Origin of the sequence: Ruegeria sediminis, assembly GCF_005938215.1 — a bacterium.
Lineage (GTDB): Bacteria > Pseudomonadota > Alphaproteobacteria > Rhodobacterales > Rhodobacteraceae > Ruegeria > Ruegeria sediminis.
Window position 1 is genome coordinate 843,461 of the sequence record NZ_VCPD01000001.1, and the last position, 26,805, is coordinate 870,265.

Genomic DNA, 26,805 nt, shown 5'->3' on the forward strand with positions numbered 1-26,805 from the left:
TCAGAGCCCGAAACGCGCGTAGGCCGCCCGCTCCTCGATGCCGGCGATTGCGTCCTGCGCCAGTTCCGATCCGAGCCGCGTCCAGAATGGCCGGCGCACACCGTAGCGGCGGAACTTGACCTTTTCGCCGAACCGCTCCTGCATCTTGGGCTTCAGATGCCCGATCCCGTCGATCAGCCCCAGTTCCTGCGCGCGCCTGCCGAGCCAGATTTCCCCGGTGAACAGATCGCTTGCCTCGCTCAGCTTGCCGTTCCGGCGCTGCCTGACGTGGGCAATGAAATTCTCGTGGATGTCGTCCAAAATGACCTTGAGCCTCTCGACATCTTCCTCTTTCTCGGGCGCGAAGGGATCCAGCATGGACTTGGACTTGCCCGCCGTATGCACGCGCCGCTCGAGCCCCTGACGCGCCAGAAAGACATGCGCCCCGAAACCGGCGGAAATCACGCCGATCGATCCGAGAACCGAACTTTCGTCCGACCAGATCTCGTCCGCGGCGAGCGCCAGCCAGTAGCCGCCCGACGCGGCAACATCCTCGACAAACGCGTAGACGGGCACGTCGAATTCTTCTGCCAGCCGCCGGACGCGCGCCGCGATGAGCGAGCTTTGCACCGGCGAACCGCCTGGGGAATTGATCTCGAGGGCGACCGCGGCGGGCTTGCCCTTGCGGAACGCCTTTTCCAGTACCGGCGCCAAAGTGGTGTCATTCAGTGACGCGCGACCCATCATGCCGATGGTGCCGGACAAGCGGACAACGGCCACGACTGGTGACTTTTTCAGGAACGGCAGGCGAAGTGTCATGGGTGCCGATGTAGAGTGCCCCCTTCCGGTAAACAAGACGCCCGAAGTGACAGAAACGCGATGTATACAAAATTCACACGCCCGACGGCAAAAATGCAACGCCCGTCGGCACACCCCTAGCTGCGGATGCGCCAGCCGGTCTTGAAGATCCACCAGATGACGCCCAGGCAAATGCCGGTGAATGCCGCGATCGCCAGCAGGCTCCACCCGATCGGGACGTCGGCCAGACCATAGAAAGACCAGCGGAACCCGGAAATCAGGTAGACCACCGGGTTAAACAGGGTGATCGTCTGCCAGAGGGGCGGCAGCATCGACACGGAATAGAACGTGCCGCCGAGAAAGATCAGCGGCGTCACAACGAGCTGCGGAATAAGCGACATCTGTTCAAAGTTGCTGGCCCAGATCCCAACGATGAAACCCAGCAGCGAAAAGCTGAGGCAGGACAGGATCAGAAAGGCCGCCATGGCGAATGGATGCTCGATGCGGATGTCGACGAAGAAGGTCGCCGTGCCAAGTATGACCAGCCCCACGAACAGCGCCTTGGTCGCGGCCGCGCCGACATAGCCGGTCACGATCTCGAGGAAATTCACCGGCGCCGACAGCAGTTCATAGATGGTGCCCAGGAATTTCGGGAAATAGATGCCGAAGGATGCGCTCGAGATCGACAGCATCACCACCGACAGCATGATCAGGCCGGGCACGATGAAGGCGCCGTAGGAGACGCCCTCGATTTCCTGGATCCGGCTGCCGATGGCGGTTCCGAAGACGATGAAATAAAGCGAGGTGGACAGCACCGGCGACAGGAAGCTTTGCGCGAGCGTACGAAAGAACCGGGCCATCTCGAAACGGTAGATGGCGGCGATTGCGGCCCAGTTCATGCGGCGTCTCCCGATACAAGGGTGACGAAGATCTCTTCGAGACTCGACTGGCGCGTCTGGACATCGCGCAGCACCAGCCCCGCCTGTGCCACGTCGTTGAGCAGCTTGGTGATCCCGGTGCGTTCGGCGTTCGTGTCGTAGGTGTAGACCAGCGTCAGGCCGTTCCCGTTCAGGGTCAGGCCGTGCTGCGCCAGGCTGGCGGGGATTTCGGATATGGGTTCGGTCAGCGTGACCTCGATCTGCTTCTGGCCCATCTGGGCCATCAGCTTGTCCTTGTCCTGCACCAGCAGCAACTCGCCCCTGTTGATGACGCCCACCCGGTCTGCGATGGCCTCGGCCTCTTCGATGTAATGGGTGGTCAGGATGATGGTCACGCCGCTTTGCTTCAACTCGGCCACTATGTCCCACATGTCCTTACGCAGTTCGACATCGACCCCGGCCGTGGGTTCGTCGAGGAACAGGATCTTGGGCTCATGCGCCAGCGCCTTGGCGATCAGCACCCGGCGTTTCATGCCTCCGGAAAGCTCCTTGATCGCATTCTTGCGCTTGTCCCACAAGGACAGCTTGCGCAGGATCTGCTCGATCCTTGCGTTGTCCGGACGATACCCGAACAGGCCGCGCGAAAACCGGACGGTGTTCAAGACCTTTTCGAAAGGCTCGAGCACGATCTCCTGCGGCACCAGCCCGATCATCGAGCGCGCTGCACGATACTCGGTCTGCGTATCGTGGCCGCCGACGGTCACCGAGCCCGAGGTCGGCGTGGTGATGCCGCAGACCGTTGAAATCAGCGTCGTCTTTCCCGCGCCGTTCGGGCCGAGCAGCGCGAGAATCTCGCCCTCCCGGATGTCGAGCGAGACGCCCTTGAGCGCCTCGAATCCGTCCGCGTAGGATTTGCGCAGGTCTTTGATGGACAGAATGGCCGTCATGCAGGTTCCCCGTTCTGGCGGGGACCCTATAACGCGACGCCGCTCCGGAACAGGCCATTTGCGCACATGACCTTGCGCAATTGCGCGATATTCAGCTGCGCCCGGTCAACCGGCCCAGCCATCCCTTTTTCTTCTCGGCCGGTTCGCCGACGGCTTCGGGCTCTTCCTCGGCTTCCGGTTCGGCCGGGCCTTCCAGGTGTTCCTGCAGGCTGGCGAAGAACTGGTCCGCCATCTTCTTGGCGAAGCCGTCGATCAGGCGGCTGCCCAACTGCGCCAGCTTGCCGCCCACCTTTGCATCGACATCGTAGGCCAGCACCGTGCCGCCATTTTCGCCGGCGCTCAGCGTGACGACCGCCCCGCCCTTGGCGAAACCGGCAGCGCCCCCCTTGCCTTCGCCCGAAATCGTCAAACGCTCGTTCTCGACCATGTCGGACATGTTGACGGTACCCTTGAAGGTCGCCTTTACCGGCCCGACCTTCTGCACCACCGTTGCCTCGTAGCCTTCGCTCGGGTTGCCGGTCACCTCCTGCGCCCCGGAGACGCAGGCCTTGAGCACTTCGGGGTCCAGAAGCGCCGCGTAAACGGCGGCCGGTTCGGCCTTGATCTCTCGCGTGTCGCTCATGTGCATGGGCGCGTCTCCTTCCCCTTTTGTGCAACGCTCCTGAAAAGACCTAGCGCCTGAGCCCAAGCTTTGGCAACCGGAACCAAAGCACTAGAAGGCATGGACATCCCCGGACCTTGTGATAGCGGTTGTAGACGGCATCGGGTGACGATCCGCCCGCACGCCCACGGAGCACCACATGACAGACGCCCTGCAGAACCGGTCCGCCGCCGGGATCGCATTCATCGTGGCCGGCATGGTCGCGATTTCGATCAACGACATGCTGATCAAGCAGTTGTCGGGCGACTATCCCTTGCATCAGATGGTGTTCATGCGGTCCTCCATCGGCATCGTCCTGTCGCTGTTTCTGGTGCAGGTCGAGGGTGGAGTGTCGTTGCTGCGAACGCGCCATCCGGTGCTGCACACGGTCCGCTGTCTGTTGGTGGTGATCTCGAACATGACCTTTTTCGTCGCGCTGGCAGCCGCGCCCCTGGCGGATGTCACGGCCCTGTTCTTTGCCGCACCCCTGTTCATCACCGTCCTCTCGATTCCCATCCTCGGAGAAAAGGTGGGGCCGATGCGGATCGGCGCGGTCGTCGTGGGTTTCGCCGGCGTGATCATCATGCAAAGCCCGTGGGAAGGGGGCACGTCCATCGCGGCCGACCGCATCGTCCTGATGTTGCCGGTCCTGTCGGCGCTGACCTATGCGCTGAACCAGCTCATGACCCGAAAACTGGGCGCGACAACCAAGGCATCGGCGCTGGCGGTCTACATCCAGGGCATGTTCATCCTCGTCTCGATCGGGTTCTACCTTGTGGCCGGGGACGGGCGATTTGCGGAAGGCACCGATAACCCGAGCCTCAATTTCCTGCTGCGCGCCTGGACCTGGCCCGCCGAAGGAGATTGGCCTTATTTCATCTGGCTGGGGCTGAATTCGGGCATCGTCGGCTATTGCCTGGCCCAAGCCTACCGGGTCGCAGACGCCGCCACGGTGGCGCCGTTCGAATATGTGGGTCTGCCCTTGGCCGTGTTCTGGGGCTGGCTGGTCTGGGGCGAACTGCCCGCTCCCGTGGTCTGGCTTGGCATATCGATGATCATGGGCGCGGGCCTGTTCGTCTTCCTGCGCGAACAGCAGAAGGCGCGCAAGATCGCCCGAACCGAGGTCAAGGGCAGATACTAGACTTGGGCAAACCGGCTACCGGTTGCGCTTCGGCAATTCCTCGTTGGCGGTCCAGTCCCAGGTGCCCTCGTCGCGCTCGGACACGGCCTGTTTCCACCCGACCTCCTCGGCCCGGGTTTTGAAATTGATCCCTTCTGGCGAATGTCGGGTGATGCCGTCAAAGATCGTGGCCAGCCGCTGCGTCTGCATCAGGCCCGTCTGCTCGATCGCCTGGTTGATGACCAGCTTCTGCATTGCAAGCTGGTTGATCGGCACCGTCGCCATGCGCGCGGCCAGTTCCTCGACCGCGCCGTCCAGCTGATCCGCGGGCGCGGCTTTCAGGACCAGCCCCATCTCGGCCGCCTCGCGCCCAGTGATCTTGTCGCCGGTGAACAGCATCCGCTTGGCCCGTTCGGGCCCCAGCCGATAGACCCACATCGCCGTGGTCGGACACCCCCAGACCCGCGCCGGCATGTAGCCGATCTGCGCATCCTCAGCCATGATGGTAAGGTCCGCACACAGCGCGATGTCGGACCCGCCGGCGACCGCAAAGCCGTGGACCTTGCAGATCACCGGCTTCATCGCGCGCCACAGCGACATGAAGGCCTGCGTGTTGCGCCACATGAAACCGTAATCCTTGATCGGATCCCACGGCATCGGCTGGGTGACCTCTCCGGCCCCGTTGCCTTCGGCGTAGAAGGTCAGATCGTAGCCGGCGCAGAAAGCCGGGCCGTTTCCCGACAGAATCATGACGTGCACGCCCGGATCGGCGTCCGCCCGCGCGACCGCTTTGGCCAGTTCGACGGGCATCTCGTCGTTGATCGCGTTCATCACTTGGGGCCGGTCCAGCGTGATCCGCGCGATCCGGCCGTCTATCTCGTAGGCAACTACAGGCATCTCACCCTCCCTCTTGGCCAACAGCAAAGCACGGGTTCGCGATCCGGCATAGCACCCGGAGGCGGGACGTCACGTCGCGCACCGGTCCTCTTGCAATCCCGCGCGCCAACCTGAACCTTGCCGCCAGAGGGAGGACCCGACATGCTGAACGGCATCCGCATCATCGAGATCGAGGGGCTTGGCCCGGGGCCCTTCGCCGCCATGCTGCTGGCGGATCTGGGCGCCGACGTGATCACCGTTCACCGCAAAGGCGGCGCGGTGACGCCGGGGATGCCGGAACGCTCCCTGTTAGACCGCGGCAAGCGTTCGATCGCCCTCGACCTCAAGGACGGTGGCGATCTGGACACGGTGAAGCGGCTGATCGCGACGGCGGACGGGCTGATCGAAGGGTTCCGTCCCGGCGTGATGGAGAAACTGGGCCTCGGTCCGGATGCCTGTCACGCGCTGAACCCGAAACTGGTCTATGGCCGCATGACCGGCTGGGGTCAGACCGGGCCGCTGGCCCATGCGGCGGGGCACGACCTGAACTACATCTCGCTCTCCGGCGCGCTCTGGTATGGTTCCGCGCCAAGCGACGCCCCGCAGACCCCCGCAACGCTGGTCGGGGACATCGGCGGCGGGGCGATGTACCTAGTCGCCGGCATCCTCGCGGGTCTCATCAGCGCAAGCGCGACCGGACGAGGCACGGTGGTCGACGCCGCCATCTACGACGGCTCGGCGCACATGATGAACCTGCTGATGAGCCTGCGCCAGACCGGCAACCTGTCCGAGGCGCGCGGCCACAGCCTGCTCGACGGCCCCCATTGGAGCCGCACCTATGCCTGCGCCGACTCCGGCCACATCACGGTTCAGTGCCTCGAGCCCAAGTTCTACGCGGTCTTCCTCGACCGGCTGGGACTTTCGGACGATCCGGCGTTCCAGCGGCAATACGACCCGAAACTCTGGCCGGACCTGACGCGGCGGCTCGCAAAAATCTTTTCCGAACATCCGCGCGACCACTGGACCGCGCTGTTTCTGGGCACTGATGCCTGCGTCGCTCCGGTCCTCAGCCCCGAGGAAGCCCGGGCGCACGAGATGAATGCCGCCCGCCGGACATGGCGCGAGATCGACGGCACGCTGCAGGCCGCCGCCGCACCGCGGTTTTCGAACGCCGAATGGCAGCCAAAACCCAGCCCCGCGCGCGGGGAACATACCGAGGAAATTCTTGCCGAACTCCGTGACGGGAAGCAGGGCTGATCCGTCCCTTCATCTGGCCGGAAATACCCCGGCGGTGAGTTGGCCGAAGGCCAAGTGGGGGGCTGGCCCCTTCGGCTTGACCTACCGCCCGCGCACCGTGTCGATCATCAACTGCACGTTCTCGGGGTCCGCTTCCGGCGTGATCCCGTGCCCGAGGTTGAAGATGTGCGGCCCCTTCGAGAAGGCCCGGACGATCCGCCGGGTTTCATCGACCAGCGCCTGCCCGCCTGTCACCATGTGAGAGGAGGCGAGGTTGCCCTGCACGCAGCCATCGACCTGCACATGCTCGGCCGCCCATTCGGGCGAGACCGAGTTGTCCAGCGCGACGCAATCCACTCCGGTCGCCTTGGCGAAACCGACATAGCCGTCACCCGCTTCGCGCGGGAAGCCGATAACCGGTATGCCAGGATGGCGCTGCTTCAGCCCCTGAGTGATCTCGCGGCAGGGCTCGACGGCGTATTTCACGAAGGCATCGCCTTTCAGCGACCCGGCCCAGCTGTCGAAAATCTTGACGACCTCGGCCCCGGCCTCGATCTGGGCCGACAGGTACTCGATGGTTGCGGCGGTGATCCGGCCGAGCAGCGCCTCGAACAGCGCGACGTTTTCCTGCCGCAGCGCGTGGGCCGGACCCTGATCGGGCGTTCCGCGCCCGGCGATCATATAGGTGGCGACGGTCCAGGGCGCGCCGGCAAAACCGATCAGCGTGGTTTCGGCCGGCAATTCGCGCGACAGGATGCGGACGGTTTCGTAGACCGGGGACAGCGTGTCGTGAATGTCCGAGACCGGTTTCAGCGCCTCGAACTCGGCCTGTCGCGTGATGGTCGACAAACGCGGCCCCTCGCCGGTCACGAACCACAGATCCGCGCCCAGCGCCTGCGGCACCAGCAGGATGTCGGCGAACAGGATGGCCGCATCGAATCCGTAGCGGCGGATCGGCTGCAGCGTCACCTCGGCCGCCAGATCGGGTGTGTAGCAGAGCGACAGGAAATCCCCCGCCTGTTCACGGGTGGCGCGGTATTCGGGCAGATACCGCCCTGCCTGCCGCATCATCCAGATCGGCGGAACCTCCTGCACCTCGCCCGCAAGTGCCCGCAGCAATTTTTTCGTTCCGGCCATGCTCGCCCCCAAAAACTCCTGTTTCGGCCACCGCTCGGCCTTCGGCGGCAATTTGTCAAGCTTTGCCCCCATTGTCAGGGCAATGTGACGCGACTAAAGCTTGGGCCATGACCGCACCGCTTCCCTCCCCCGCATCGCCGCTCAGGATCGGCACCCGTGGTTCGCCGCTGGCGCTGGCACAAGCCCACGAGACCCGCGACCGCCTGAGCGCCGCCTTCGACCTGCCCATCGAGGCTTTCGAAATCGTCGTGATCAAGACCACCGGAGACAATCGCGCCCTGATCGACGCGGACCGCCCTCTGAAGGAGTTGGGCGGCAAGGGCCTGTTCACCAAGGAGATCGAGGAAGACCTTCTGTCGGGCCGCATAGACATCGCGGTGCATTCGATGAAGGACATGCCGGTTCTGCAGCCCGATGGCCTGTTGCTGGACACCTACCTGCCACGCGAGGATGTCCGGGACGCTTTCGTTTCGCCCACGAAATCCTCTCTGGCAGATCTGAAGCAGGGCGCGGTGGTCGGCACCTCGTCGCTGCGCCGGCGCGCGCAGTTGCTCAACCGCCGGCCCGACCTGAAGGTTGTCGAATTCCGGGGCAACGTGCAAACCAGGCTGAAGAAGCTGGGCGAAGGTGTTGCCGAATGCACGTTCCTTGCCTTGGCGGGCCTCAACCGCCTGGCCATGGGCGATGTGCCTGCGACGCCGATTCCCACCGACGACATGCTGCCCGCGGTGGCGCAGGGCGCCATCGGCATCGAGCGCCGATCGGACGACAGCCGCGCCGCCGAGATGCTGTCCGCGATCCATCACGCCGAAACCGGGCAGCGACTGGCGGCAGAGCGCGCCTTTCTGACGGCCTTGGACGGATCCTGTGAAACCCCCATCGCAGGGCTGGCCGAACTGGACGGCTCGATCCTCCGGCTGCGCGGCGAAGTGCTGCGCCCGGACGGGTCCGAGGTCATCGCCGACGACGTGACGGGACCGATCGAGGACGGCGCCGAGATGGGCCGCGCCATGGCGGCCAGGTTGCTGGCCCAAGCCGGCGAGAATTTCTTCGAATGGCGCTGACTTGTGCGGTTTTTCCGCCCAAGTGTGAACTGGTTCACAGATTCCGCTGAAAGTTTGCTATGATGGTGGGACCATCCCTGTGGTGGAGCGAGGATCGGCCCACGTGTGTCAGATCGACCGGCGCGACAAACTGCGGTCGCTGATGCTCGAGGGGGCGGGCTGATCCTCGCAACCCAGGGTGGTTCACACCAAATCGCCAGAACCAATCACCGGCGCGAATATGCATGTCGCGAGCAGCCGCCCGGAGCGCCGGCGAAATCGCGCGGAATCACGCCCCGGCGGATCGGGAAAACTGGAAATGCCTGAAAGCAATCTGCTCTGCCTCGGATCCGGGCCGGAAATCCGCGCTTCTTTCGGGCAGAATGGAATAAAACCGGACCAACCCCGGCTCGATCGCACGCGCCAGTTCGGCGCATAGCCCTGCCATCGCCTCGATATCCGGCGGAGGCTTGCCGTCGCGTAGCATTGAAATCAGCCTGTCGTGGGATTCCGAAAGTTCCGCGAATCCCGCGGACCGCGCGATATCCTCGTCACCCACGACAAGATAAATCGACTCGGCCCGGCTCTTGCCCTTCAGCGGCACGACACCCGCCTCCAGCATCGCCAGCGTGTCCTTCCCGGCGTCGAACACGGCCTCGGATACCAGAATGTCGTATTCCACATGGCGGCAAATCTGTTCGATGCGCGCAGCCACGTTCACCACGTCGCCGACCACGGTGTAGTTGAAGCGTTTGCTCGAGCCGATATTGCCGACGCAGGCACGACCCGAGGCGCAGCCCGTGGCCAGAACGATCGGCGCACGCCCCCGCATCTTGGGCGCGTCGTTGAAGCCGGCCACGGCGGCGCGCATCCGCAGGGCCGCCCGGGCTGCCCGCAGCGCGTGGTCCTGCAACGGCATCGGGGCGTTCCAGAACGCCATGACGGCATCGCCAATGAACTTGTCGATCGTCCCCTTCTCGGCAAGGATCTGGTCCCCGACGCTCGAGAACAGTTCGTTCAGCAGCTTCACCAGATCGGTGGCCGACATCGTTTCGGTGAGCGGGGTGAACCCGCGGATGTCAGAGAACATCACGGTGATGTCCTGCGTCTCGCCGCCCAGTTCCAGGGCGTGACCGCTGGTCTCCATCTCGTCCAGAATCTCGGGCGCGACGTAATGCGCGAAGGTGCGGCGGATCGCGCGTTTCTCCCGTTCGGTCGAGACGAACAGATACCCGGCCAGCACCCCGAAATTCACCATTCCCCCGACCAGCGGGAAGGTCACGTCGAACAGTACGGAGTTGTACTGAAACGCCGCCCAACTGATGCCGACGACCGAGGCCGCCGCGACCCCGCCGGCAACGAAGGACGGGACCGCGCCGGCTCCCGACATGACGCCTGTCACGATCAGCCCCAGCAGCACGAAACAGATCAGTTCGAGCGCCGCCGTGACGTCGGACCGCTGCAGGACCTCTCCGATCACGATCTGCTCGATGATCTGGGCGTGGATCGATACCCCCGGAACGGATTCGCCCAAGGATGTTTCGCGAATGTCGAGAAGCCCGGCGGCAGAGGTTCCCACAAGGACGATCCTGCCTTCGATCTGGTCCCGAAGCGCCGGATCGAATTCCTCGGCAAGCACATCCGCCGCCGAGAGGTAGAGCCGCGGGTCGTCCGGGCGATATCTGACCCAAATCTCGCCATGCTCGGTCGTGGGGATCTGGAATCCGCCAATCCCCAGCGACAGCATGATCCCGGCTTCGTCCAGCGCACCCTCGGCGAAGATGTTGGGTTCACCCATGGCGACTCTGAGCGCCTCGATGCTGAGGCTGGGCAATATGCCTTCGGGACTTGCCCATAACAGCGGCACCGTCCGCACAACCCCCAACCCGCCCAGCGGCGACACGTTCACCCCGCCGATCCCTGCGGCCATTACCCCGAGCGGCGGCGCCAGCGGAGTCCAGTTCGGCACTTTCACCAATCCGGAACCCGGGTTTTCACCGATCTCGATGATACCGGCGCGCGGCGTTACCTCGTCCTGGTCGCCACCCAGGCGGGCCGCCACGCCCAGGACCACCGGCCATCCGGCGATCGTCGTTCCGAACCGGACGTCATTGTCCAGATTGCCGAGGTCGCTGTCGTCTCGCAATACCGCGGCAAACAGCGGATCGTTTGCAAGACGCGACGGCGAATAGCGGTCCGGTTCGGCGAACAGCATGTCGAAGGCGATTGCCGCGGCGCCATATTCTCCCAGCCGGTCGACCATCCGCGCGAGGATCGTGCGCGGCCAGGGCCATTGGCCATATTCGGACAACGAGACTTCGTCGATGTCGACCACGCGAACCGGCAGGTCCGGATCGAAGGGGCGCGGCGACAGACGCTGCAGGTAGTCGAAATAGATGAGCCGAGTCGCCTGAACCGGATAGGGATCCAGCACGCGCACGAAACACCCGATCAGGACAAGGATCAGCCCCGCAGCGAAGAATACCCACTTGCGGTGCCATTTTCTGGATGACGGGAACATATCACCCACTTCCGGAACCGGACAGCGTCACCCGCCCGCGCCGCCGGATCCGCCCGAACCGGATCCGCCAGAACCGCCGCTGGCACCGCTGGCGCCGCCCCTGCTGCCGCCACCTGCACCGCTGGAGCCGCCGCTTTGTCCACTGCTGGTCGTACCACCGCCGCCAGAACTGCCGCCCTGGCTGCCGCCGCCACCGCCCAGCACGCCACCGCCGGTACTGCCCTGGTCACCGCCGGCGCCGGACGGTCCGCCGCCGCCGCTGCCCAGACCAGTGCCGCCCTGGCCGCCGCTTGCGCCAGGGCCACCGCCGTCACCGCCGGAGGTTCCCACACTCGGTGCCGGTGCCGGTGCCGGTGCGGGCGGGGCCGGCGCGGGCGCCGGCGGCGCAGGAGCTGGTGCCGGCGCCACCGTGGGGGCCGGAGGCGGCGTTACTTCGGGAATTGGTTGCTTGATCTGTTCTTCAAACTGCGTCGGCGGTTCCATCAGGCTGGCGCACCCGCCCACATCGGCCCGGAAGGGCTCGGAAAGAACCGTCTGTGACATGATGAATGGGAAACCGGCGCGCAAGGCTCTGGCTGCTTGCGTGTTGTCCACCGGCCTGCCGATCTGACCGCGCGGCGAGGTCGCGACCAACGCGCATTGCCCCCGTACCAGCGAGCAGGCGCCTCGCTGGCCGCACATCCGGACGGTACCTTCGAGGATGACCAACGAGCTTTGCCGCTGACCCAGGACCCAGAAATCGAAGATCGTTCCGCGCACGCCCATCGTCGCGGTCGGCGTCTCGATCGAATAGGCGGATTTCTTGCTTTTCCCCGATATGAAGCGAAAGCTCCCGCCCAAGGCCTTGACCGCGAAGTTCTTCGCGGCCTGGTTGCCGCGCATCATGGTGACATCCAGAACCATGCGCGCGTTCGGGCCCACGGCGATCTTGGTCTCGTCAGAAAAGATGATCTGCACCACCCCGCTGCCATCCGTGGTGATCGCGTCGCCGGAGTTCACCGCCATCCCCTGACGTATGACCTGCGTCGCACCACCCGAGGTAAGCCGCGCACCCTGCTTGACGCCGACAACCTTGCCGATTTCGGCCCGGGCTTCGCCCGAAAGTTGGACGCACAGCACCAGAAACAGCAGCAACCACAACACCTTGAACCAAGACACACCAATTCTCCCACCTGGGGTTCCAAATGGCTCACCGAGGTTTCCCCCAACCCGATGACCCCGGAAACGTCCCGGTCCAGCGGTGCCTGTACTACGCGCTTATTGATCAGCAATTGCTGCAAATATTCCTATATTTCAGTCTCTTTTGCAAGCAAACCGGGGCTGAGGGCATCCAGTCGTGCAGCCGACAAAACCGTCGGGCCGACCGTGCCAACAGGAGCATTCCCGAATCCGCCACGCAGGCATCTGCCTCGGCGCGCAACTCGTGACCGCATGTCCGATTGCCGACTGGCCGGCGCAATTGGCGGAAGGTCCGGCCTTTCCGCCGGTTTTCAACGGCTTGTCACATTGGCCCAAAAAAGACCCCGCCCCACCAAAATCGCCCTTGTACTTCCGTCGCTTGCACGGCTATACCCGGCGGCGGAGACGTGGCCGAGTGGTCGAAGGCGCTCCCCTGCTAAGGGAGTAGACGGGAAACCGTCTCGAGGGTTCGAATCCCTTCGTCTCCGCCACCTGACCTAACAAACTAGTTTTCTGCCCACAGGCCCCACCGGAATTTCTCTTTGTTTTAGATGGTTATAGCGGTTGGGCTCTCACCTCGGTCGGCTGAAAAGGGCCGGATACCATTCTCTCAGGCCCAAATTCTCTGAACCTGATGACTGCACCAATTAAGTGCCAAGCTTGTATTTCTCTAAGGTTCCATATCTTTTCGGATTGCCGAGCCGGACACTCCGACCTCAGTGGCACTCGCCGGATGGAGCAGAAATCGAACCTTCGCTGGCGCTCGAACTTCCACTGCAGCCGGTATGTCGCTCCCGCAAAACCGTCCCCATTGCAGTTGTTCGCTGCGGCCCGCCTCAATGACCGGGTTGCAGACCAATATAGACCTTCGCTACCCTTGCAGCCCAAATCGTCCCTAACGGCAGCGATGCGCAGAAAGCGGACTTTGCAAAGATTCGAGACCAGCCCTTTCCTGCCATTCGACCTTGATCAATGTCGCTGCACCGCGACCCGTCGAACCTGCCGTTCGCTGCAAGCGCAAAAACGAAGGCCCGTCGAACGCGTGGTCTGCGGGACACAACTCCCTTTCGCGGCGAGTGCAGCCTAGGCATCAATCTGCGTCCACTTTTGTGCAGAAAGAGGGCTTTGCGAAGTTTGGTGAGCTTGTCCCAAAGTGACTACTTTGCTGTAGGTTATCCGATTGCTTACATTGCCGCCTGATCTTGTGCTTGTATCAACAAGCAATCTATCCAAGTGTTACTAGCATTGCGACGAAGGAAACTTCCTTGACTCCTTGCTGACTAAGAACCACAAGTGTGTATTGGTGAAATTTACTCGTCGTCGCGATGCTGCCGGCTTCGATGATCCAATGGCCCTCAGAATAACTGTAGCATGTGCCCCAGCAAAGGAACGGGTTTCGCTGGGGTGTTCGGAACGAACTCGTTGCTCGCAAATGTTCGCTATTGTCACCGAAAATTTCCAGACGATGCGCGACACATGAAAGAAGGCGATACATGAACAATACATGGCTCATAACATGCGTGCCGGATGCCCGATAGATCCGGCTCCAGACACGGTTTTATCCTGTCTGCAATCAAGTGTACGCACGATGTTTCGTGGTTGATCCTGACAAACTTCGTGTTGCTTTTGGGAACGCAACTTTCAGCTCAGGTAGCGCCTGCAAACTCCCAAATGGCCGGAAACGCTGACGGATATGTTTGTGACAAAGGTTACGAACACAGGGGCGGATCGTGCCAGAAAGAAAATGTACCTGAAAACGCATATTCGACAGGCAGTTCCTATGGTCGAAGCTGGGAGTGCAACCATGGATTCCAACGTACTGGGGATGTCTGTGAGGAAATAAGAATTCCTGGAAACGCCTACCTCGATTCGACAGGGGATCGGTGGCACTGCAATCGATTGTTCCAGCGTATTGGAGAAGAATGTGAAGAATTGATCGCGCCTGAAAACGGGTTCGTCGAAACCCGATTTGGCGTACAGGAAACACATTGCAACTGGGGATTTCGCAAAGAAGGCCGTGATTGTGTTGCAATAGAAGTCCCCCGAAACGGTCGCCTTACCGACAAGAACAGCACAGACGGCTGGGTGTGCCTCAGAGGATTCAGGTCAGTAGAGAGCCGTTGCGAGCCTGTTGCTATTCCTGATCACGCATATCTTGCGTCTGACACACATTCTGGATGGAAATGCGAGCGTGGTTTCCGCGTAAGTCAAAACAAGTGCAAAGCGATCATCGTCCCATCAAAAGCTCATTTGAACCGAAGAGGTGATGGATGGGATTGCAATCAACCCTTCAAACGTCAGAACGATACATGTGTCGAATACGTGCCGCGACAATAGGCTAGCAGAATTCGCCATCGCCCTGACATAGCCAGAAAGATCAAACCGTGAACCTCAAGTCGATTGATGAAAATCCGGGCAAAGGGCTCAAAGCCGAAAGGGCTCGTCGCCTAACTTACGGAATCAAATTGTTTATTGTGTCAGTTATTTTCGTAGCAGCGATAATTGGTGTGGTGTTTCTCTGATGCGCAAAAAAGCCCCTCAAGTAAGCCTTCAGGCCTCAAAGACATCAGTTCGTGGTATGGAAGAAAGAGCATTTCAGGACCGCAGTGTTCGAAAATCGCGGAATGCTGACGTATCCGGAGTTATTGAAGAAGAGTTCGGAAAGTACCTGATAAAAGCTGGCATTCTGAGCGGTAACAGCGTGGCACGGGCGTTCCCCAAGCCACCGGCTAAAACACAAGGCTTGATTGCCGAGTCAGTTGGCGAAACACCGGCAATCGCTATCGAAGCGTTAAAAGAAACTCTCGAAGAACGCGACAGGAAGCGCAGCGGCCAACGCCGTATGGAAGGAAATTCCGGAACCTTTGTTCCCGGCGAAAGAGAATACATAGAAGCTTTGCAGCAAGTCAGGTTTACACCGGCGCAGGTTGCTATGCTCAGAGCATTTTCAATCGCAGGGAAGGAAGGTCTGACCATTGGTCAACTATCTCAGGCAGCCGGTTACAAGTCGCGCGAGGCATCCATCAAGGTCTTCAAAAAAGTAGGGCTAATGATCGCGGAATATCTGGAACTCGATCTTCCCGAAACCGGATCAGCACAGAACGATGGCGCTGCTCAGATCCTGGCCTTCTCTCATATCGAAAGTGACGATGAACCGGCGACTTGGATCATGCATCAGGAACTGCGCGGCGCTGTTCGTTTGGTACTTTGATGTATGTACCAGCGCTGCTTTCGAAAGGAAACCGAACCGAATGCACGAAAGGCTGCAAAGGTAGCTTATGCTGGAGAAAAAACCATACCCGCTCGAATTGATCTATGTGCCTATAAAACGTGCAAAAACACTTGATCAGCAAAAAGTTCTGACGCTGGCTGAAGATATTTTGAAAAACGGCCAGACGACTCCGATCCAAATACGTGCCGACAATAAGAGGTTCGTGCTGATCGAAGGCCTCCACAGATTGGAGGCCATACGCGCCCTGGGCGGCGATACCATCGAAGCCTATCTGGTACGCCCCAGGTTACACTGACAAATCCTTGGAATTGGCAATCGACAAAGCTTCAGAGAATGTTAACAGGCGTCTACCATTTTCGTCCCAGAGATGCAGCCGTGCACAGTGAAGGCTCTCATAGAGGGTGATACGTTGGCATCCCGCTAATTCAGTGTGATCACGCAAAACTTGGTCAAGTCGATAAAATGGTATCCGGCTGGCAAGGTGGTGGACATGGTGCACCCCAATATTGGCGGAGAACCAGCGCAGGATGCCGGGTAAAGCATAGTGAGAACTGCCAAAAAATGCCGCGTGTTGCAGCTTCCACCCCGCTTCCCGTTCCCAGGTCGTGTGTTCAAACTGATGTTGAATGTAGAATAGCCAAAAACCAATCGACGCGGCGACAATCATGGTCGGAAGGAATACATACAACAGCACATCCAAGCCTCCGGACCAAAAAACTATAGCTAAAAGTCCCGCAATCGCGGCGTTTGTTCCCATCGCACTTACCCAATACAGCCAGCCTGACCACATGAAGCCAATAGGTAAGCGATTTTGAAGAAAGAACGTATAGATGGGCACTACACAGAACAGGAAGATGGGATTCCGGATCAGCCGGTAAGCGGCACGCCCGGCCCACTTCCGATTCAGGTATTCTTCAACAGTCAATGTAGGGATGTCGCCCATTCCCCGCCGATCAAGGTTGCCAGTTGAAGAGTGGTGGATCGCGTGGCTTTGCCGCCAGACATCATATGGTGTGAGGGCAAGAACTCCCAGAACTCGACCCGTCCAATTGCAAACGGTGCGGTTTCTAAAGAAAGAACCGTGACCACAATCATGCATGATTATGAAGATACGAACCAGAAATGCGGCATTCAGGATGGCCAGCAGGATAGCGGCCCAGACACTGATGGGCAATGCAAGCCAAGCTGCGGCCCATAGTGCCAAAAAGGGGATAACAGTGATCGCCAGTTCAAAAACACTGCGCTTCGTATCGGGCACTCGGTATTGCGCGAGCGCCCGGGTCCATTCCTGCGGTTGCAACTTGATTGTTCTCCAACGGCTCTTTGGGAGCCCATTGAGAAAACGGGCACCCGCAAGGGTGCCCGTATGAGGTCAGGCGAGTGCCAGATTGGCGGCGCTTTCGCGTCCGTCACGACCAGCCTCCACGTCGAATGTGACCTTCTGGCCATCTTTCAGTTCGTTAATGCCGGAACGCTCAAGTGCCGAGATGTGCACGAACACGTCGCGCTTGCCATCTTCAGGCTCGATAAATCCAAAACCTTTGGTCGAGTTGAACCACTTTACTGTGCCATTTGCCATTATTGAAGTCTCCTAAATTTCTGCCGCCCGCTTCATTGCGGCGACTCGGCGCGGTCGGTCTGAATCGAAAGACTGAACGCCGAATTTGGGAGACAGCAGGTCGAAAAAGAAAAACGTTTGCCTGACGTATATGGACTTCGAGCACGTACGATACAAGCCTTGAAGCCATGAAGAGCAACAGAGATTTTGAGTCTGTCTAATACAGAACAGGACAATGAGAGGCGGAGAAGTTGCTATGCGATCCAAAATCGGAGGTCAACTTCACCGACCAAACCAGCCGAGAGCGGTTGCCGCTCTCAGATTTCTCAGGATTTGCGGGTTGGGCTCGGTGCCGCCCTGCGGCGATGCAGAGCAAACCTCAAACTTGGTCCGCTCTGAATGTCGGTTTCCATCTTTATTGGGTGATCAGATTGGCACCGCGACGAAGGTCCGTAATCCGCCCGACGTGCTGAAACGTCTTGCCCACTTTGGGCTGCGACCTGCCGACTGCACCCGCAGCATCCCAGCGGAAGCGCAACGGTCGATAAGGGCTCTGATTGGTCGATCAACGTGATCTTAAAGAACGTCAGCCTAGCGGACAGCGCGGCCGCTGATCTTTCAACAATGAATGACTGCTCCCGCGAAGTTGCTCCAATACCGACACTGGAATTGCCGGTTCTGATCTAGACAGACGAAGTGGTCGCTCGGATAATTATCCTGAACGAGGGACGGAACATGCTATGAGTGGTCGCCAGCTCATATCTAACGGCAACCCAATGGAAGAAATCGTCGGCTTTAGTAGAGCCGTTCGTGTGGGGCCATTCATAGCTGTCGGAGGAACCGCTCCTGTCGACGCAAGTGGCAAGACTGTTGGCGTCGGTGACGTCTACGCACAAACGAAACAGTGTTTTGAAATCATTAAGGCCGCATTGGAAGATGCTGGTTCAGGCCTGAACGACATCGTGCGCACTCGCGTCATTCTGACAGACATCGACAATTGGAAAGAGGCCATTGAGGCGCGAAAACACTATTGCAAAGACTCGCGGCCAGTGGACACGATCATGGCTATCAACCGTTTCGTAAATCCTGAGTGGCTGGTCGAAATCGAGGTTGATGCCGTGATTTCGTCAAACAAGGAAGGCATTGCAGGATGATAAAGTCCACTGCGACCATCAGACTGGTCGTCGGGCATGCCTAGCGTCAACGTTCATCTGAACAATATCGCCGGAACCGAGGCGGCGATAGGTTGGGCTGGAAGCCATACAATCGTTGCAGATCGTCCTGCGGGAAAAGCCGGAGGATTAGGATTGGGTTTCAACGGGGCAGAAATGCTGGCATTGGCGATTGGCGGATGCTTTTGCAACGACCTCCGCTACGTTGCTCATTCCCATGCGGTCGAGATCGCCGAAATTGATGTTCAGGTCACGCTCTTTCTCGAAGGCGATCCGATTATCGCCACTTCTGCCGAGATGGTTGTCACATGCTTCACGAAGGATGGAATTGATGCCGTCAACATCATCGAAGAAGCCAAGTTGAGTTGCATGGTCAGCAACTCAATTGCCAAAGGTGTGCCTGTATCAATACTGTTGTCTGACCTTCGGCCCCGTGACAAACCTCTTCCTCGGTAGTTCGTAAGGCGAGAGAAACTCCGAATCCGACATTCGCGCACAGCGCAGCAATTGCGAGGTATGGGCTCAAAGGGTGAGTTCGCCGCGGTCCTAGCGAACCGCCGGACTAGGATGATCCGCCCTTCGCTGCGCTGGACATGAACTGACACAGCGCGCAACGCCACTGCCATTTGCGGCCTCTGCTCCAGTGTCCGCATTGACATACAGGCGAGATCAAATCTGACGTTCGGTCTTTTTTATCGGAATCGGCCAGTTGATGCGTTAGTGAGCAGGCTGATTATGCATCTACATCCAATGCCGTCATGAGACTGAAGACTTGGCTCCGCATCCAGGCGGCCATAGGGGCGTTATCGGATCGCTTGTGCCAGATGCCAATGATCAATGCCGGATCAATCTTCATCGGCGGCTCGAACACGCAAAGCCCGAATGTCTCGGCCACTTTCGACGCAAGTTGCGCAGGCACAAGCGCAATTAGGTCGCTTTCGCCAACCGCTCGGCAGACCCCGCTAAAGACAGGGACGGTCATCGCAACTTGTCGGCTTTTCCCGACCCGGTGAAGGGCTGCATCACCCATAGCAGCGAGGTTTCCTTCGGGGGAGAACAGGACGTGATGAAGCGCACAGAAGATCTCCATCGGCATCTGCATCCCATCCTTCAGTCCGGCGATACCGGGATTGTTCGCGCGCGCGATCACGTGGAACGGGGAATGGAAGAGCGGCGCCCGGTTGACCCACTCTGGCAGCGCCAAGTCCGGGATCAGCGCGATGTCAGCTTTACGCCGTTCAAGGCTTGCCACGTAATCGTTGGGAACAAGGTCGACGAGTTGCGCCGTGAGGTGGGGCGCTGACTTATGCAGGAGATCACCCAAGGGCGGCATCAAGAGCTCGGCGAAGAAGTCGCTTGCCGCAATTCTGAAAGTGCCTTTGGCGGTTTTTGGGTCAAAGACAGCCGGTGGGGTAAGCAAAGCCTCCAAGTGCTCCAGTTCTTCTCGCAATCCGGCTTTGAGTCCGGCGGCATAATCAGTCGCGACCAACCGGTTCCCCTGCCTGACAAAAAGTTGATCGTCCAATGCATGGCGCAGACGAGAGAGCGCTCCGGAGACAGCAGATTGCGACATGGCCAGCCGGTTGGCCGCCTTGACGGTTGATCCCTCGCTAAAGAGGGCATCCAGCACGCGCAGAAGGTTCAGGTCGAGCGTTGCGAAATTCACTTGGCCGATACCCATTATCATACAATGCAGTTTGCCTGATAGGTTGGCCCTGATGTAGGTTTATGTCAACGAAAGCGCTTTCGTTTCAATCCATCGCCAAGGGAGAGAAACGATGAAAGACCTGAACCAAATTGACGAAGCCATCGAATGGCTCGGCGTTCAGTACAAGACAATCTTGACCCCTGAACAGACGGGCGGAGCGATGTCCATTGTGGACAGTTTGTCCCCGGTAGGGAGCGGCCCCCCGCGACATGTGCATATGAACGAGGACGAGACCTTTGTGATCCTCACTGGGACCTGCAAGTTCTGGCTGAACGGCGATGAGTTTACGGCAGGTGTGGGCAAGAGCGTCTTCATCCCACGGGGTAAGGAGCATACTTTCAAGGTAGTCGGTGATGAGCCGTGCCGCCACCTTGTGATCCTCACCCCCGGCGGCTTTGAGGGGTTTTTTGCGGACATGGCGGCTGGTCAGTACCGTGTTCCAGAAGACATGCCCAACATCGAAGAATCCGCCAAGCGGCACAACATGACCTTCACCGGCCCACCTCTGGACTGACGAAATGACAAAGAAGCACGCCGTCTACCACATTCCCGTCTGTCCCTTTTCACAGCGCTTGGAAATCCTATTGACCCTCCGGGGGAAGACGGATGCAGTCGAGTTTAAGGTTGTGGACATCACCAAACCGCGCGATCCCGAACTTTTGGCAAAGACTCGCGGAACGACTGCCTTGCCGGTGCTGGAGACCACTGACGGTCGCATTCTGAAAGAGAGCCTTGTGATCCTGCGCTTTCTTGACGAAGCCCTCGAAGGCCCCCCACTGCGCCGAAGCGATCCGGTCGAACACGCCATTGAATCGATGCTGATCGCCCGCGAGGGTCCTTTCACGATGGCAGGGTATCTTTTCGTCATGAACCAGGACCATGCGCGTCGGGATGAGCATCTGGACAAGCTCTTGGCGCTTTACAGGGACATCAATGGTTTTCTTGTCGAACAAAACCCACGGGATCCATACCTGTTTGAAGACTTCGGTCTAGCGGAGGCTGTCTTCACACCGATGTTCAAACGATTCTGGTTCCTTGAATACTACGAAGATTTCGAACTGCCCGTGGGCAAAGACTATGACCGCGTTCGCGCGTGGCGCGAGGCATGCATGGCCCATTCTGCCACAAAGCAGGTCGCCAAAGAGGAAATCATCAAGCTCTACTACGATTACGCGCTTGGTCAAGGAAATGGCGTTTTGCCTGAAGGACGTTCTGTCTCCAGCTTCGTTTTCGAACCCGGCTGGCAATCTAGACCAATGCCCCCCCGGGACAAGTATTCGGGAACGGCCACTGATAGCGAGCTCGGCCTCGTAGCCTGAGCCGCCGTATCGAAGGTGTCTTACAAACCGGACGTTCGTGTAGATTGCAGCATCAGATATAGTGGGCGCGATCCGGCCGTTTTCTGCGCGGTGGACGAAGGTCGGGTTTGGAGATCCGGAGTGTCCGCTCGCAAGAGAAGTATTGGCGGCTAAGCGTAGAAGCGGACATCGCAATTGCACAAACTAACGGTCTCTCACCAGTGAACAGCTTGGTCCAAAATAGATCACCGATTTCCACATCTCTTCCGTCACTTTGCAGTTGTCGGTTCCTCTTCCTTGGTCATCTGTTCGGCCAATTTTTCCTGACGCGAGTCTTTTCGGAACGATCGGCTTTTCAGGGTCAAAAAACAAACTCCAAACTGCGTTCATCTCGTTGATACCTCCATCAGGCTATGTGCCCTTGAAGACTGCGCGACATTTTTCGTTGGGTGTGAGTGGCGGAACAGCTAAAAAGGGGCCAAATTCACCACTTTGGGAATTCTGCCGATGCCATTTTCGGTTCAGATCGTTGCCACCCCAGAAACCAGCGCCTCCAGCGTGTTTGGCCTATATGACACTTTGGTGGCCGCAGGGCGAGATTGGGAACATCTGGTGAGCGGCGAGGAGCCTGTGCCGGTGTTTGACGTCAGCCTCGTTGGCCCGGACATTGAGGGGTTTCGTTGCGGAAGTGGTGTGTGGATGGCGCCAGACCAGGCCTTTAAGAACGCAGCCGACGCTGACATTGTTGTCGTACCTGGACTGACACTTTCACCGCACGACCGACTCGACCCCAAACAACATCCTTGTTTGGGGTGGCTTGCCAAGCGCGACTTGGCCAAGACGCGTATCGTGTCAGCCTGTACAGGAGCGGTCTATTTGGCGGAAATAGGTATTTTGGATGGGGTTGAAGCGACCACACATTGGGCTTGGGAAGGCCTTTTTCGAAGGTTTTACCCAAACGTGCGGCTTCGCATCGACCGCGGACTTTGCTTTGCGGATGCGTCCCGCGGGCCCGTTACGTCGGGTGGGACAACCGGGTGGCAGGAACTCGCTACGTTCCTGATCGCGCATTACGGCGGCACGCAAAGGGCAGTACGGGCAGCAAAAGTCTGGCTTATGGCTAACCGCGGAGAACTTCAGTCACCATTCAGTTCAATGATTACTACGGCGCCTCATGCTGACGCCATTATCTCACGGGCTCAGTTATGGATTTCCGACAATTACGCCATCGATAACCCAGTCGCAGAAATGGCTAAACGTTCCGGTTTGCCGCCAACTACGTTTGCACGACGCTTTCGCAAAGCAACGAGTAAGTCGCCGCAGGATTACGTTTTGGCGCTGCGAATTGAAGAGGCACGGCAGTTGCTTGAAACTACCGACGGCTCCGTCGCGGAGGTTGGAGAAGCAGTCGGCTATACCGATACGCCGTCGTTTAGGAGGTTGTTCAAGCGAAAGACTGGACTGACCCCTGCAGAACATCGCAAAATGTTCGGCCAGTCTCGGTTTTCTAGCTACTCCTGATGGACGGTGTTCAAGATTGGCAATCCTATTGACCGCTTAGGGCTCAATCCGGTCATCAATCTCCAATGCGACCGCCACCTGACAGCCATTTTCGGCCAAGCGGGACAGAGCAACCGTTCATCGGATCGCTTGCAGGCTCTTGGCTGCCCCTGGCACCACGCACCACGAGGGCCTGTTCCAACCCTAAATCAAAAACATCAACCAACCAGCGTCCCACGAAGAAGGGCGGGAAATCCCTGTCCTCTGGCGGAGATTTGACGACGCGCGCGATACTGGAAGCCGTAGCCTCGGCCATGTGAATTGCGCCGCAGCCGTCCCGCCCAATTCACCCGCCGCTAGGGCGTAAGTCGAGTGAGGTAGGCGATAATGGCGACCCGCGCTGCGCGATCATGCTGGCCACCACGGGTCATGTCGGTCCCGGGAACGATGTTGAACGGATCGGCAAGGAAAACGTTGAGCTCATCGGGTGTCCAGTGTCCTTTCTGCGCCCGCATCTCCTTGGAGTACGGGAAACCTTCGACTGATGCCTTGGCCCGGCCGACGACGCCGACCAGGTTCGGGCCGGGATGCTGCCCCGTGTTGATCTCACCCGGCGTCAGACCATGGCATCCGCCGCACTCGTAGGCCAGCAAGCGTCCTTCCTCGGGATCGACCGCTTCGAGTTCTCCCGGCTTCAGAGAATCTACAGGCACCGGACCGGCTCCCATTTCCCGCAGGAACGCGACCATTTCGGTTCGGTCCTTCGACCCGGCATACTGAATCGCGGGCCACCCAAAGCGAACCGCGACTGCATTCACGTCGGCGCCATGTTCAAGTAACATTCGGGCGGTCTCGATTGCGCCGCGCTCGGCGGCCTGATGGAGCGGCCTCATCAAGTCTTCACCGCCGGGCAGGTTCGGATCAGCACCGGCAGCAAGCAGGGCGGCGACGATCTCTGTGTGGTTGTTTCGGGCCGCAATCCCGAGCGCCGTGCCGAAATCTGTAGCGGAGTCCGGTTTGGCTCCCAAAGACAACAGGTAGCGCACGACCTCAGCCCGCCCACGCTGGGAGGCGAAGTACAGTGGCCGGACCAACGTTTCCGGATCGGGCTGGGAGCCTTCAGGCAGGGCCGATTTCAAGGCTGGCATGTCGCCCGAGGTAGCCAGGGAAACCAAATCCTGCGCCGCAGCTACGCCGGGTAGGAAAACGACCAAGCAAAACAAGCGAAGTTGTGAGAAGAAGCGCAATTGCAACTTTGCGTCCTCCCTTCAGAGATTCTGATGAGCGGAGTGTATCACGGCGAGCAGTGTGCACCAAAAATGGTCAGTTCGTCGCCTGACCGTGTCTGTTTTGGGCTCGCTTCAGCCGATTTTCCCGAAGTGCTCCGGCTGGGTTTCCCACTCCGCTGGGAACGGCTGCAGCACCTGCGCCAGTGTCGTTTCCGGCCCCTGCTTCCCGTCCAAGATCGCCTCGATGAGGTCTGGCGCGAGTAGTGTCAGGCGCAGGACGCGAGTCATATACGACGGCGCGATTTCCTCGCGCCCGGCCAATTCGGCGATGGTTGAGAACTCGCCTGAATCCAGCATCCGCTTCCAGCGGAAAGCGCGTGCCAGCGCCTTGACCAGCGTGTTGTCGGTCCGCCGCGGTTGCGCGGCGCCCTCAGGTAACTGAATCTCCTTTCGCCCGCCGCGTTTCACTACACGAAACGGGACGTGGAGCGTCACCGTCTCGGGGATCGGTGCCCCGCGGGTCATGCTGCGACCTCGACACCACCGGCCAGCATCTCGCGGGCCAAACCGCCGAGCCCGTCGACGCGAAGTCGGACGTTCAAGTTCTCCGTGCCGATGTCGACGCGTTCGACCAGCAGAGCTACGATCCGCGCCTGTTCAGCCGGAAAGAGCTCGTCCCAGAGCGGCTCGAACTGCTGCAGGGCAGCTCGCGCGTCGGCCTCGGTGATATCGTCAGCGTGGGTGCGCGCCGCCTTCCATGTCCCCGCCACGATCTCGGGCTGGCGGAACACTGCGCGAAGCTGGTCAATGACGGCGGCTTCGATTTCACCAGCCGGGACACGCCCCACGGGACACGAACCGGCGCCATGCTTCAACACCGTCTGGCTGACATAGTAGCGGTAGAGTTTTCCGCCCTTGCGCGTGTGGGTTGGCGAGAAGGCCGCGCCGTCGGGACCGAACAGCAGCCCCTTCAGCAGCGCTGGCGTCTTTGCGCGGGTGCGGGCAGCGCGTTTGCGGGGGCTCTCTTTCAAGATGGTGTGGACACGGTCCCAAGTCCCGCGGTCGATGATGGCGTCGTGTTCGCCGGGGTAGCTGTCGCCTTTGTGGACCGCCTCGCCGATGTAGGCGCGGTTGTTCAGCATCCGGTACAGGTATTTCTTGTCGATCCGGTTGCCGCGCGGTGTCTGGATGCCGCGTTTCGCGACCTCGCGGGCCAGTTCGGTGCCCGAGCCGATCTCGAGGAACCGGGCAAAGATCAATCGGACATGCTCGGCGCGTTCCTCGTCGATGACCAGCTTGCGGTTCTCGACGCGATAACCATAGGGCGGGACGCCGCCCATCCACATACCCTTCTTCCGGCTCGCGGCAAACTTGTCGCGGATGCGCTCGGCCGTCACCTCGCGCTCGAACTGGGCGAAGCTGAGCAGGATGTTCAGCGTCAGCCGTCCCATGGACGTAGTCGTGTTGAAGGACTGGGTCACCGAGACGAAGGTCACGGTATTCCGGTCGAACACCTCGACCAGCTTGGCGAAGTCAGCGAGTGAACGGCTGAGGCGGTCGATCTTGTAGACCACGACCACGTCGACGAGCCCGTCCTCGATGTCGTCGGTGAGCCGCTGCAAGCCGGGGCGATCCAGCGTGCCGCCGGAAATGCCGCCGTCGTCATACTGATCGCGGACCAGCACCCAACCCTCTGAGCGCTGACTGGCGATATAGGCCTCGCAAGCCTCACGCTGCGCGTGCAGCGAGTTGAACTCCTGGTCGAGCCCTTCCTCGGAGGATTTCCGGGTGTAGATGGCGCAGCGCTGCTTCCGGACGATCGGCTTCGTCATGTCCGCGCCCTCCTGTTTTTCAGGCCGAAGAAGACCCACCCGTTCCACCGCGTACCGGTGATGGCCCGAGCGATGGCCGATAGCGACTTGTACGGCCGGCCCTGCCATTCAAAGCCGTCGGTGGTAACGGTGACGACGTGCTCGGCGCCTTGCCATTCGCGGATTAGCCGTGTGCCCACGATGGGCATCAGGTCAGCGCGGACGCGGCTCCTCTTGCGGTCGCCGCCATCGAATTCCTCACCAAGCCGTTCCAGCCGCTTCACCGTTTCCGGCTTCATCCCGCCATAAGCGAGTTCCTGGATGCGGTAAGCGAGCCGGCTTTCGAGATAGCGACGGTTGAAGGGTGGCGGTTCGGTATCGAACAACTCGCGCCACTGCTTTTTCAGTTCAGGCGTCGGAGTGGTCTTCAGCGCCACAACACGTGCAGGGATCGGATCAGGGTTTTTCATGCAAACCTCCTGTTTTCCGACTTGCAGTACCGCTCCGGTTGCCCGGGATGTGTAGCAGATGTTTTTCTCTCTTTTCCTTGTGTCTCCCGATTGTCGCGGTTGCGCATTCGAAGCCGGATCATCCCAATCGCAAGAACCGCACACAGTTCGCGACGACGCTCCTCCGGTGTCAAAGCCGAAGCCGGTACTGGATTGGATCCGCGTGTCATGTCGAAGCCCACCAATAACCAGGTGTTGCGAGCTTTTTTTCTTCAGCTCGCGCAGTGCACCGACCCTTCCTGCAGTTGCAGATGTGCGGAGGTGGAAACCTGCCTTGGGCAAGTGGAAACCTCGGCGAAAAATGTGGAAACCCAAAATTTTCCATTGCAACTGGAGGACTTAAGCGCCTCCGCCCCCCGCATGATGAAACTGCCCGGAAGGACCCGACGCAGGGGGCATAGGGTGTGGACTGGTGGCCAAGAACATGCTCGCAC

The 26,805-nt window shown here is 59.9% G+C and carries 25 protein-coding genes and 1 tRNA gene; 11 read left to right on the forward strand and 15 right to left on the reverse strand.

Annotated features, from left to right (window positions below; genetic code table 11):
- The 4 genes from FGK63_RS04360 to FGK63_RS04375 form a co-directional block, all read right to left on the reverse strand.
- Entirely contained in the window at positions 1 to 798 is a 798-nt protein-coding gene (locus FGK63_RS04360; protein WP_138840361.1) for a S49 family peptidase, read from the reverse strand.
- Between the two features lie 116 nt (positions 799 to 914).
- Positions 915 to 1,676, reverse strand: coding sequence for an ABC transporter permease (locus FGK63_RS04365; RefSeq protein WP_138840362.1), 762 nt, complete (start codon positions 1,674 to 1,676; stop codon positions 915 to 917).
- The gene (locus FGK63_RS04370; RefSeq protein ID WP_138840363.1) at positions 1,673 to 2,602 is read right to left on the reverse strand and encodes an ABC transporter ATP-binding protein; all 930 of its coding nucleotides are present in this window, start codon (positions 2,600 to 2,602) and stop codon (positions 1,673 to 1,675) included. The genes FGK63_RS04365 and FGK63_RS04370 overlap by 4 nt, the downstream gene beginning before the upstream one ends.
- 91 nt (positions 2,603 to 2,693) lie before the next feature.
- Positions 2,694 to 3,230: an SRPBCC family protein gene (locus FGK63_RS04375; RefSeq protein WP_138840364.1), complete on the reverse strand. Its 537-nt coding sequence runs from the start codon at positions 3,228 to 3,230 to the stop codon at positions 2,694 to 2,696.
- Positions 3,231 to 3,402: 172 nt separating this feature from the next.
- Here FGK63_RS04375 and FGK63_RS04380 point away from each other — a divergent pair, with 172 nt between their 5' ends.
- Complete coding sequence (locus FGK63_RS04380; protein WP_138840365.1) at positions 3,403 to 4,383, forward strand: DMT family transporter; 981 nt, start codon at positions 3,403 to 3,405, stop codon at positions 4,381 to 4,383.
- A 15-nt stretch (positions 4,384 to 4,398) separates the two neighbouring features.
- On the opposite strand, the gene FGK63_RS04385 is transcribed toward FGK63_RS04380, so the two are convergent.
- Entirely contained in the window at positions 4,399 to 5,259 is an 861-nt protein-coding gene (locus tag FGK63_RS04385; protein ID WP_138840366.1) for a crotonase/enoyl-CoA hydratase family protein, read from the reverse strand.
- 141 nt (positions 5,260 to 5,400) lie between these two features.
- Between FGK63_RS04385 and FGK63_RS04390 the strand changes: the two genes are divergently transcribed.
- Positions 5,401 to 6,495, forward strand: coding sequence for a CaiB/BaiF CoA transferase family protein (locus FGK63_RS04390; protein WP_138840367.1), 1,095 nt, complete (start codon positions 5,401 to 5,403; stop codon positions 6,493 to 6,495).
- A gap of 81 nt (positions 6,496 to 6,576) precedes the next feature.
- Here FGK63_RS04390 and hemE read toward each other — a convergent pair whose 3' ends face one another.
- Positions 6,577 to 7,611 carry a uroporphyrinogen decarboxylase gene (gene hemE, locus FGK63_RS04395; protein WP_138840368.1) on the reverse strand — a complete coding sequence of 345 codons (1,035 nt, stop codon included), beginning with the start codon at positions 7,609 to 7,611 and terminating at the stop codon, positions 6,577 to 6,579.
- A 107-nt stretch (positions 7,612 to 7,718) separates the two neighbouring features.
- Between hemE and hemC the strand changes: the two genes are divergently transcribed.
- On the forward strand, positions 7,719 to 8,675 hold the full coding sequence (gene hemC / locus FGK63_RS04400; RefSeq protein ID WP_138840369.1) for a hydroxymethylbilane synthase: 957 nt from the start codon (positions 7,719 to 7,721) through the stop codon (positions 8,673 to 8,675).
- Positions 8,676 to 8,943: 268 nt separating this feature from the next.
- On the opposite strand, the gene FGK63_RS04405 is transcribed toward hemC, so the two are convergent.
- Both FGK63_RS04405 and FGK63_RS04410 read right to left on the reverse strand, forming a co-directional pair.
- Entirely contained in the window at positions 8,944 to 11,175 is a 2,232-nt protein-coding gene (locus tag FGK63_RS04405) for a CHASE2 domain-containing protein (protein WP_138840370.1), read from the reverse strand.
- A 27-nt stretch (positions 11,176 to 11,202) separates the two neighbouring features.
- A complete protein-coding gene (locus tag FGK63_RS04410; protein WP_246043939.1) occupies positions 11,203 to 12,333 on the reverse strand; it encodes a FecR family protein in 1,131 nt (376 codons plus the stop codon).
- Between the two features lie 422 nt (positions 12,334 to 12,755).
- Between FGK63_RS04410 and FGK63_RS04415 the strand changes: the two genes are divergently transcribed.
- From FGK63_RS04415 to FGK63_RS04425, 3 genes are all read left to right on the forward strand, one after another.
- Positions 12,756 to 12,845: transfer RNA gene (locus FGK63_RS04415), tRNA-Ser, on the forward strand.
- Between the two features lie 2,030 nt (positions 12,846 to 14,875).
- Complete coding sequence (locus FGK63_RS04420; protein WP_138840371.1) at positions 14,876 to 15,565, forward strand: hypothetical protein; 690 nt, start codon at positions 14,876 to 14,878, stop codon at positions 15,563 to 15,565.
- 67 nt (positions 15,566 to 15,632) lie between these two features.
- Complete coding sequence (locus tag FGK63_RS04425; protein WP_138840372.1) at positions 15,633 to 15,881, forward strand: ParB N-terminal domain-containing protein; 249 nt, start codon at positions 15,633 to 15,635, stop codon at positions 15,879 to 15,881.
- On the opposite strand, the gene FGK63_RS04430 is transcribed toward FGK63_RS04425, so the two are convergent.
- Both FGK63_RS04430 and FGK63_RS04435 read right to left on the reverse strand, forming a co-directional pair.
- Entirely contained in the window at positions 15,873 to 16,844 is a 972-nt protein-coding gene (locus tag FGK63_RS04430) for a fatty acid desaturase (protein ID WP_246043941.1), read from the reverse strand. The genes FGK63_RS04425 and FGK63_RS04430 overlap by 9 nt on opposite strands.
- Positions 16,845 to 16,958: 114 nt before the next feature.
- Positions 16,959 to 17,165 carry a cold-shock protein gene (locus FGK63_RS04435; RefSeq protein WP_138840374.1) on the reverse strand — a complete coding sequence of 69 codons (207 nt, stop codon included), beginning with the start codon at positions 17,163 to 17,165 and terminating at the stop codon, positions 16,959 to 16,961.
- Between the two features lie 755 nt (positions 17,166 to 17,920).
- On the opposite strand from FGK63_RS04435, the gene FGK63_RS04440 reads away from it, so the two are divergent.
- The gene (locus FGK63_RS04440) at positions 17,921 to 18,298 is read left to right on the forward strand and encodes a RidA family protein (RefSeq protein WP_138840459.1); all 378 of its coding nucleotides are present in this window, start codon (positions 17,921 to 17,923) and stop codon (positions 18,296 to 18,298) included.
- Between the two features lie 36 nt (positions 18,299 to 18,334).
- Positions 18,335 to 18,772 (forward strand): OsmC family protein, encoded by a 438-nt coding sequence (locus tag FGK63_RS04445; RefSeq protein ID WP_138840375.1) that lies wholly within the window; start codon positions 18,335 to 18,337, stop codon positions 18,770 to 18,772.
- Positions 18,773 to 19,049: 277 nt separating this feature from the next.
- Here FGK63_RS04445 and FGK63_RS04450 read toward each other — a convergent pair whose 3' ends face one another.
- Positions 19,050 to 19,997, reverse strand: a complete 948-nt coding sequence (locus tag FGK63_RS04450; protein ID WP_246043943.1) for a LysR family transcriptional regulator — start codon at positions 19,995 to 19,997, stop codon at positions 19,050 to 19,052.
- A gap of 97 nt (positions 19,998 to 20,094) precedes the next feature.
- Between FGK63_RS04450 and FGK63_RS04455 the strand changes: the two genes are divergently transcribed.
- The 3 genes from FGK63_RS04455 to FGK63_RS04465 all read left to right on the forward strand — a co-directional run bounded on the left by FGK63_RS04455 (position 20,095) and on the right by FGK63_RS04465 (position 22,843).
- Positions 20,095 to 20,538, forward strand: a complete 444-nt coding sequence (locus FGK63_RS04455) for a cupin domain-containing protein (protein ID WP_138840376.1) — start codon at positions 20,095 to 20,097, stop codon at positions 20,536 to 20,538.
- A gap of 4 nt (positions 20,539 to 20,542) precedes the next feature.
- Positions 20,543 to 21,343 (forward strand): glutathione S-transferase family protein, encoded by an 801-nt coding sequence (locus FGK63_RS04460; protein WP_138840377.1) that lies wholly within the window; start codon positions 20,543 to 20,545, stop codon positions 21,341 to 21,343.
- 486 nt (positions 21,344 to 21,829) lie between these two features.
- Positions 21,830 to 22,843 (forward strand): GlxA family transcriptional regulator, encoded by a 1,014-nt coding sequence (locus tag FGK63_RS04465; RefSeq protein WP_138840378.1) that lies wholly within the window; start codon positions 21,830 to 21,832, stop codon positions 22,841 to 22,843.
- A gap of 335 nt (positions 22,844 to 23,178) precedes the next feature.
- On the opposite strand, the gene FGK63_RS04470 is transcribed toward FGK63_RS04465, so the two are convergent.
- From FGK63_RS04470 to FGK63_RS04485, 4 genes are all read right to left on the reverse strand, one after another.
- A complete protein-coding gene (locus tag FGK63_RS04470; protein ID WP_138840379.1) occupies positions 23,179 to 24,075 on the reverse strand; it encodes an ankyrin repeat domain-containing protein in 897 nt (298 codons plus the stop codon).
- 108 nt (positions 24,076 to 24,183) lie between these two features.
- Complete coding sequence (locus FGK63_RS04475; RefSeq protein WP_138840380.1) at positions 24,184 to 24,576, reverse strand: hypothetical protein; 393 nt, start codon at positions 24,574 to 24,576, stop codon at positions 24,184 to 24,186.
- Positions 24,573 to 25,883, reverse strand: coding sequence for a recombinase family protein (locus tag FGK63_RS04480; protein WP_138840381.1), 1,311 nt, complete (start codon positions 25,881 to 25,883; stop codon positions 24,573 to 24,575). The genes FGK63_RS04475 and FGK63_RS04480 overlap by 4 nt, the downstream gene beginning before the upstream one ends.
- Positions 25,880 to 26,332: a DUF2924 domain-containing protein gene (locus FGK63_RS04485; RefSeq protein ID WP_138840382.1), complete on the reverse strand. Its 453-nt coding sequence runs from the start codon at positions 26,330 to 26,332 to the stop codon at positions 25,880 to 25,882. The genes FGK63_RS04480 and FGK63_RS04485 overlap by 4 nt, the downstream gene beginning before the upstream one ends.
- Positions 26,333 to 26,805 lie beyond the last annotated feature (473 nt).